The organism is Thermogutta sp. (assembly GCF_014359955.1).
Classification (GTDB): Bacteria; Planctomycetota; Planctomycetia; order Pirellulales; family Thermoguttaceae; genus Thermogutta.
This window is the reverse complement of the sequence record NZ_JACIYL010000163.1, coordinates 1-7,206: the sequence shown is the minus strand read 5'-3', so window position 1 is coordinate 7,206 and position 7,206 is coordinate 1. Positions and strand designations below refer to the sequence as shown.

The window sequence follows — 7,206 nt, the reverse complement described above, 5'->3', positions numbered from 1 at the left end:
CGCACCCAACTAACCTGTTATATCCTGGAGCATCTTTTTCAGGTTATCGGCAATAAGGCGTGTGAATGCCTCTTTATCGCCCACACACTGCCAGACTTCCATGAGGTTAACAAATTCCTTTTCTTCCCCGTCGCGAATACGGACCATCACGACCGTCGGGGCGATCAATTTATATTTTTCGATATATTGTTTGTTTTCCGGCTTTTCGTAGTTCAATTCACGGATAATGATCTTGCGCGAGTTTAATTCCCCTGCAAAGTTCGTCTCGAGCACTTCTTTCGTGCTGGCTTCGATGGCCAGGCATGTAGGACACCGCACATTGCCATGGAAGAGATAGACGAGCACGCCGTCCTTTATGATTTGCGGCGCTGGCTCCTGGGCGGGACCGCTGGCAGCAGCAGGGGAAGCCGTCACCGTCTGCGACGGCGGTGTGCCGTTTCCCGCTATTTTGACCACTGCCGCCCCCAGGGCTGCGCCGGCCAAAAGGAGCATCACGCCCGTAAAAACGTTCCGCCAATGCGCTCCCTGACTCATAATCAATCCTCCCGAATGATGTCGCGAAACCGGTTCCCGGTCATCTCCAACAGGCTCGCCGGGCCACGCACGCCTCTAAAATGTCCATTATTGACAACAGGCGGAATCCGCTTCACCCTCTGCGGGGCGTCCCGCCGAAAGGATGCGGCACACCTCGTCGGCAATCCGCTGCACATTTTCCTGAGTGACAGGCGATTCACCCCGTTTAAAACCGAGTTGGTCCACCCGTATAGAAACAAACTCTGTAAGGCCCGCCCGCTCCAGGGTACGGCGTCCGCACTGGGTGGGACAACCGTCGATGACCAAAACACGGCGGGCGTTGCGGACGGCGCTAATGCTGCCCGCGGCTCCTGCCCCGATCCCCGCCAGGCATCCCATGCGGGCCGAGCCACGGTGGCTCAGCTCGCGGGCAGCAAGGTCTGCCAGGTGCCCCAGGTTGGAGACCCCCGAACAGGCAAGAACAGCGACCTCTGTGCCGCAACAAGCACACGGCCGTGCACTGGTCTCTTCGGCCATTTTGTCAATTTCCTGCGCAGGTTGAGGTGCCGGGCGACTGACAGCTTGTTCCAGGGGCCTTCAGCCCGCCAGGATTTGCTTGATCTCGTCAACACTGGCCACCTTGCCCTGTAGCTTTAATTCACCGTCCACAACGAGAGCCGGCGTCATCATCACGCCGAAACTTGTGATCATGTTAATGTCCGATACCTTCTCAATGTGTGCCTCCATTCCCAGTTGCTTGACGGCCTCCTCAGCATTTTTGAGAAGGGCCTGACACTTGGCACATCCGGGACCGAGAACCTGAATGAGTTTCATGGCAACATCTCCTTTCCGTTGGCAGGGTTCACGAAATCAGACGAAAAACGCTCCAAAAATCATTCCCACGATAGTACTCATGATCACAACGAGTACCACGAAGGTGGCTGTTTTCTTAAATCCCCACACACTGTAGATGACCGCGATACTGGGAAGGGAGAGGGCCGGCCCGGCCAGCAACAGTGCCAGTGCGGGACCTTTCCCCATCCCCAAACCGATCAACGCTTCCAGAATGGGGATTTCGGTGAGTGTGGCGAAATACCATGCCGCGCCGATGACCGACGCCACGAGGTTCGCCCGCAAGTTATCTCCTCCTACGAGAGATCCCACCACTTTTTCGGGAAGCAGAGCTCCCACGAAGCCCGTCACAAACACGCCGAGGAACAAGAGCGGGATGATCTGTTTGGCGAATGACCACGTCTCTCCGAGCCAGGCTCCCAATTCCGCCTTTTCGAACCAGGAGAAAGCCATGATTATCGTCAGCAACAGGAACACACCGGCAAAGTACCAGCGGTTGCGATACACCCAGGCCGCGAATTCATAACCCGGCGGGGTATCCTGAGCCATGCTGCGGATGTACCGCTTGTCCACATTGAACTTCATTCCTTTGGAAAGCTCGGGGATGGTTTCCTCCATCTGCAGGCGGTAAGTTGTCGTGGTTTCCTGGAGCACCGCCACGTCGATCGGTCCTGTCGTCTTGAGTTGACGGACGGAACCGTCCATGAGCGTCACCTGAGTGTCAGGGTTGAATTCCACGCGGGTACGACTCGGGTCGCTCCAGTCGGAAAACACCAGGAAAAGGACCATCGCCCCGAGAAACGCCGCGTTTTGCCAGAGCTTGCGCTTGGGTGGCGCCGACGGAGGAAGGGCCATGAATGCCTTGATTCGCTCTGTTTCTTCTTTGCGGAAGATCCAGGACATGATGAGGCCGATGACCACGGCGAAAACGACCGCACCCACCACCCGGGCAATTCCCAGGTCCCAACCCAGGACCCGAGCTGTAAGGAAGATGGCCATCACATTGATCGCCGGGCCGGAGTAGAGAAAAGCCGCCGCAGGCCCCAGTCCGGCGCCTACCCGGTAGATTCCCGCGAACATGGGAAGCACGCTGCAGGAGCAGACGGCCAGCACGGTTCCTGCAACCGAGGCCACCGCATAGGCTTCGATCTTGTTGGCCTGCGGTCCGAGGTGTCGCAGAACGCCTTCTTTGGAAAGGAAGGTGGCAATTCCGCCCGCTATGAACATGGCCGGCACGACACAGGCGAGGGTGTGGTTTCGCGCGTACCACTGCAACATGAGAAAGGCTTCCATGACCGCGTTCTGAATCCTCGGCGAACTGAAGTTGAGAAAGTACGCCAGGAGGAACACGATCACCAGAGCGGCCAAAATTCCCCAGTCTTTTCGCGTCATGGTCAGCGAACTCCCTTTTGATAGGTTTATGCGTATTTGGCTAAATATGCAATATCACTTCCTTTAAAAATCCCGAGCAACTCCTCGGGAAAGCCGCCCGGACTACCGGATTTGTCGCGTCCCAGGGAACTCAGCGGAGCAGCTTCAGCCTGCTCTCCAGCCCCTGCTGGATAACCCCATCAATGCAGTCGAGAAACTGGAGGACGCAGGGTGTCCTAAGCCTGTAAAACGTCATCTGTCCCCTTTTTTCATCCTGCAGGATACCGGCCTCCTTCATCTGGCTGAGATGGCGGGAAGTCGTGGACATATCCAGGCCCAGGAGGTCCGCCAGCTCGCAAACACACTTCTCTCCCGCCCTCCCCAATTCCTCGAGGATTATCAGCCGGGAGGGATGGGCCAGGGCTTTGATCACCTGTGCCCGGCTTTCGCACCGAGCACGCACCTTGGGGTCAAGCTTACTGGTCATGGCTGGGAAACGCTCCTGCATATCTGTTTGTACTACGCCGGGCCGGTTCGGTGTGTTTGGCAATTGCACACATGTGCAAGCATAGCCGGAGTTGAAATCGGTGGCAAGACCGGCCGACTTTATAAAAACTCGACGAAAATCCCAAGGGGATTCTGTCTACCGCTCGAGGGTGACGTTCCAGTATGCCTCGCTGATGAAGCGATTCCAGCTTTCGATGCGAATCTCACGGGCGGCGTAGATGGGGCGCCATTTCGGCCGGGTCGGCTTGCGGCGGAGCTTCATTCCCGCCTCTTCGGGGGTGCGATTGCCCTTCTTTCGGTTGCAGTCCACGCAGGCCAGAACACAGTTCTCCCAGGTGGACTCACCGCCCCTTGCCCGGGGAATCACGTGATCAATCGTCAGTTGATCTGGCGGACACTGCTTGCCGCAGTACTGGCAGGTGTTGTGGTCACGCTTAAAGAGATTCCGCCGGCTGAACGGAACGCTGGAGTGGGGCACGCCATCGTATTCACGCAACGTGATCACCTCCGGGACGCGGAGCCGGAAGGAGACCCCCTGGATGAAGCTCTCACCCTCGGCGGGGGCCAATTGTGTCCAGTCAGACCAGGTGTAGGTGCTGAAGTCCTCAGGATCGACGATGAGGGCCGTCCCCTGGTACACCATAACCAGGGCCCGTGCAACCGTCGCTACGTGGATCGGTTGCCAATGTCGGTTGAGCACAAGCGTCGGCCGTTGAAGTACACCGGCAGCCACAGCGGCACCTTATACTATGGGCGGTCGAAAGAAGCAGAGATCTGCGCCCCTCAGGAAGCCCCATGGGCACCCTCGAGAACGGTTGCAGGTTCGGCCGTCACTTCACCAACCCCACCCGGGCGGTCTTTCCCTGATGCCGTGCCGAACTTCTCTGTCTGCACAGACCATCCCTGTTAGTCAGTGTAACCGATCGTGCGGAGAGCCGCAACAACCCGAAAAGCTGCCCCATCGTCACTTTTGCAAAAGCCCACAACACACCACGGGCAGATTGGGCTAGAGGGGCCATCCATGAAATGGTCCCTACCGTTCTAACCAGGCACTGAACCGAGCGGCCAGAGGCCGACCGGTGGAATGGATTCTGCGAAGCTGGCAACGTGATCGGACAAGCGGTTTTCTCCGAGAAATCTTTTGAGTGAAACACGCTGGTGGGGCCCTGGTAAGCAGTTCGGATTATCAAACGCCGACAGGCAGGAACGGATCCCTCCGGCCGCGGACGTGCCAGGCATGTGCCTGTGAAGAATGTCTCGGTTCTTGTGGCCTAAATTGGCCGAGTGATATACTGAGTTAAGAGGGAGCGGGAAGCCAAGGCGATAACAATGTCAGACACCAGCGACGTCTGTGGCGAAAAAGAAAAGGAAGTATCTTCTATGGCCGGGCATTCGCACTGGGCGAGTATCAAACACAAAAAGGCTATTGTGGACGCCAAGCGGGGGAAAATCTGGAGCAAGGTGTCCAAAGCGATCATTATTGCGGCCCGAATCGGGGGCGGAGATCCGAAAATGAACCCTCGCTTGCGGGCGGCCATTGAAGCTGCCAAGGCGGTCGGTATGCCCAAGGATAACATCCAGCGGGCAATTAAGCGCGGCACGGGGGAAATTGAGGGGGCGGCCCTGGAAGAAGTGACCTACGAAGGCTACGGGCCGGGCGGCGTGGCCATCATGTGCGACGTCCTCACCGATAATCGCAATCGCACAGCCGCGGAAATCCGCAAGTGCTTTGAACTTCACAATGGGAAGCTCGGAAGCACCGGATGTGTCGCCTGGATGTTCGATACCAAGGGTCTGTTCATTGTTCCTGCGGACCAGGTCTCCGAAGAGCGGTTGATGGAGGTGGCCTTGGAGGCCGGGGCCGAGGACATCAAACAGGCGGGCGACAAGTTCGAAGTCACGTGCGACCCCAGCAAGTTTTCCGATGTGAGTGAGGCGCTGGACCAGGCCGGTATCCCCTGCGAATCCCGGGAGGTAACCCGTATTCCCAAAGACTACGTGGACCTGGATGCAGACACAGCGAGGAAAGTGTTGAAACTCATGGAAGAGCTCGACGAACACGACGATGTCCAGAACGTGTCGGCGAACTTCAACATTCCCGATGAGGTGATGGCGGAGATTGCGCAGTCCTGACCGGGACAAGTTCTTTCGAGCAGAGCGACAAGACAGGGGGATCGCGTGTCAAAGATTGTTCGCTTTTCTGTCTCGCTGGAACGGGACCTGCTGAAGCGGTTTCAGCGATATTGTCGCGAAGAGCGTTTTGCCACCCGAAGCGAAGCGATTCGCCAGCTCATCCACGACTCGCTGGCGCGGCGTGCATGGATCGAAGATGCAGACGATGTCGCGGGGACTTTGACGCTGGTGTATGATCATCATCGCAGTCAGCTCCGCGACCAGCTTATGAAACTCCAGCACGATCACCATGATCTCGTCATTTCGGTGGTCCATGCGCACCTGACGCATGATCTCTGTTTGGAGGTCATTCTGCTGCGGGGACCAGCCCGGCAACTTCGCGAAATCGCGGCCCGACTTCGCGGGCTGAAAGGAGTGCACAAAGGAGAACTGGTGATCGGGACCGTTCCTCACGACGAGTCCAGGAAATAGTGTCAACTCACGCCGGGCAAAAAATTTATCTTGGTGCCGATCACCAATTCATCCAGGCCGCTGTGGTGCGAATGATTTCCCTCTTCCAGCCGGGCTCGTGGATGGCCCAAGCCTGCACTTGCTCGCTCTCGCTTTCTTCCCGCTGATGAAGCCCCGTTTGGTGAGCGCGAAGCCAGACCACCTTTTCCATCGCGGTCAATCCAGGTACTCGCTCAAGCACATTACTTCTGCGGAACGTGATTCTTCCCTGATCCATGATGGTGATGACGGATGGATCAGTGGCATCCAGCATCCGCCTGGCGAGCACCTCATAGCTGGCGGTGCTGAAACGATTCTTGAGTGCGATCAGGTCCCCATCTAATCGCTGCAGGTCAACGAAAAACGGGCGAGAGGGAACAAGGAGACGCCTGGCCAGTTGATTGGCGAGCCATTCCCGGTGAGGTGGTTCCACATCGTCCACCGGAGTTCCCAAGGTACGAATCGCCTCCGCGGCAAAGAATTCCCCCAACTCATGGGCAACGGCCCAGTGAAGGCGTTCCACGCGTTCCTCCGGCCGCACGACGATGAGCCGCTGTCCGCCGTTTCCATGCCGCAGCGTGACGCAACTCGCCCGTTGGGGGTGTGCCACGTCGAACACAACTTCGAACCTGAGAAGAGCCGCAAGCTGGAAGGCGTCCACCGGTGGAAAAATCAGACCTGTGCTTTCCAATTGATGCTGGCAGAACTCATCGAGCCGGTGAGCGGCAAGCGGCGTGAACTCTCGCAACATGCGATCTCCCCCCTTCTCTGAAAAAGGCCAGCCCTGGGCCGGGAATGTGTACATATGTACACTTATAACCACGGAAGTCGCCTTCGTCAACACGCACCCAAGCTGACGCATCCCCACGCTTGTGAAAGCCTCATGAGATCTCACGGGCACAATGCGTTGGTAGGAGCGATTCATGAATCGTCCCTATCGTCCAACCGGCAGTTGGAGCCCGGTCCGTCAAATGGACGCCACAAAAATGGGGATGTGGACCTGCCAGGCGGGCCTTTCCGCAAAATCCGTGGAAGAGAACGCCTGTCGTCCGCGGGGAACGGGATCGATGAACAGATGCTCAATGTTTCAGGGCTTTTATGGTCCGAGATCGCGGAGCTCTGCCCGGGTGATCTGATACATCGCCCCGCGGGTGGCAAAGAAGATACGAGAAGCCGTGATGGTGCCCCAACCCTGCGGCAGCGTGAGAGACGCGAGGTCGCCCGTGTAACGGATGATCGGCACCCCGTTGGCCGTTACTGTCACATCGGTCTTTCGCACACTGTACACCAGGGTGTTCAGTCTCTGAGATCGCAGGGCCTGCACCTGCTGAAACGTAGGGT

General features: G+C 57.6%; 10 protein-coding genes. 2 read left to right on the top strand and 8 right to left on the bottom strand.

Features of this window, described 5'->3' with window-relative positions; all coding sequences use genetic code 11:
• Positions 1-9: 9 nt before the first annotated feature.
• The 6 genes from H5U08_RS07085 to H5U08_RS07060 form a co-directional block, all read right to left on the bottom strand.
• Complete coding sequence (locus H5U08_RS07085) at positions 10-534, bottom strand: nitrophenyl compound nitroreductase subunit ArsF family protein (RefSeq protein WP_297031633.1); 525 nt, start codon at positions 532-534, stop codon at positions 10-12.
• Between the two features lie 87 nt (positions 535-621).
• A complete protein-coding gene (locus tag H5U08_RS07080; protein WP_297031631.1) occupies positions 622-1,050 on the bottom strand; it encodes a putative zinc-binding protein in 429 nt (142 codons plus the stop codon).
• A gap of 60 nt (positions 1,051-1,110) precedes the next feature.
• Positions 1,111-1,347, bottom strand: coding sequence for a thioredoxin family protein (locus H5U08_RS07075; RefSeq protein ID WP_297031628.1), 237 nt, complete (start codon positions 1,345-1,347; stop codon positions 1,111-1,113).
• A 36-nt stretch (positions 1,348-1,383) separates the two neighbouring features.
• The gene (locus H5U08_RS07070) at positions 1,384-2,757 is read right to left on the bottom strand and encodes a permease (RefSeq protein ID WP_297031626.1); all 1,374 of its coding nucleotides are present in this window, start codon (positions 2,755-2,757) and stop codon (positions 1,384-1,386) included.
• 130 nt (positions 2,758-2,887) lie between these two features.
• On the bottom strand, positions 2,888-3,223 hold the full coding sequence (locus tag H5U08_RS07065; protein WP_297031624.1) for a metalloregulator ArsR/SmtB family transcription factor: 336 nt from the start codon (positions 3,221-3,223) through the stop codon (positions 2,888-2,890).
• 156 nt (positions 3,224-3,379) lie between these two features.
• On the bottom strand, positions 3,380-3,976 hold the full coding sequence (locus H5U08_RS07060) for an HNH endonuclease (protein ID WP_297031622.1): 597 nt from the start codon (positions 3,974-3,976) through the stop codon (positions 3,380-3,382).
• 647 nt (positions 3,977-4,623) lie between these two features.
• Here H5U08_RS07060 and H5U08_RS07055 point away from each other — a divergent pair.
• Positions 4,624-5,376, top strand: coding sequence for a YebC/PmpR family DNA-binding transcriptional regulator (locus tag H5U08_RS07055; RefSeq protein ID WP_297031621.1), 753 nt, complete (start codon positions 4,624-4,626; stop codon positions 5,374-5,376).
• Positions 5,377-5,421: 45 nt separating this feature from the next.
• Positions 5,422-5,847 (top strand): nickel-responsive transcriptional regulator NikR, encoded by a 426-nt coding sequence (gene nikR, locus H5U08_RS07050; protein WP_297031619.1) that lies wholly within the window; start codon positions 5,422-5,424, stop codon positions 5,845-5,847.
• Between the two features lie 40 nt (positions 5,848-5,887).
• Here the strand turns inward: nikR and H5U08_RS07045 are convergent, their stop codons facing one another.
• Complete coding sequence (locus tag H5U08_RS07045) at positions 5,888-6,616, bottom strand: ImmA/IrrE family metallo-endopeptidase (RefSeq protein ID WP_297031617.1); 729 nt, start codon at positions 6,614-6,616, stop codon at positions 5,888-5,890.
• Between the two features lie 345 nt (positions 6,617-6,961).
• Positions 6,962-7,206: hypothetical protein (locus tag H5U08_RS07040; protein ID WP_297031615.1), on the bottom strand; the 245-nt coding region annotated here is incomplete at its 5' end.

Excerpts from the sequence above, each read along its gene's own strand:
- H5U08_RS07065 (WP_297031624.1), bottom strand. The coding sequence starts at position 3,223 with ATGACCAGTAAGCTTGACCCCAAGGTGCGTGCTCGGTGCGAAAGCCGG.
- H5U08_RS07080 (WP_297031631.1), bottom strand. The coding sequence starts at position 1,050 with ATGGCCGAAGAGACCAGTGCACGGCCGTGTGCTTGTTGCGGCACAGAG.
- H5U08_RS07055 (WP_297031621.1), top strand. The coding sequence starts at position 4,624 with ATGGCCGGGCATTCGCACTGGGCGAGTATCAAACACAAAAAGGCTATT.
- H5U08_RS07085 (WP_297031633.1), bottom strand. The coding sequence starts at position 534 with ATGAGTCAGGGAGCGCATTGGCGGAACGTTTTTACGGGCGTGATGCTC.
- H5U08_RS07045 (WP_297031617.1), bottom strand. The coding sequence starts at position 6,616 with ATGTTGCGAGAGTTCACGCCGCTTGCCGCTCACCGGCTCGATGAGTTC.
- H5U08_RS07075 (WP_297031628.1), bottom strand. The coding sequence starts at position 1,347 with ATGAAACTCATTCAGGTTCTCGGTCCCGGATGTGCCAAGTGTCAGGCC.
- H5U08_RS07070 (WP_297031626.1), bottom strand. The coding sequence starts at position 2,757 with ATGACGCGAAAAGACTGGGGAATTTTGGCCGCTCTGGTGATCGTGTTC.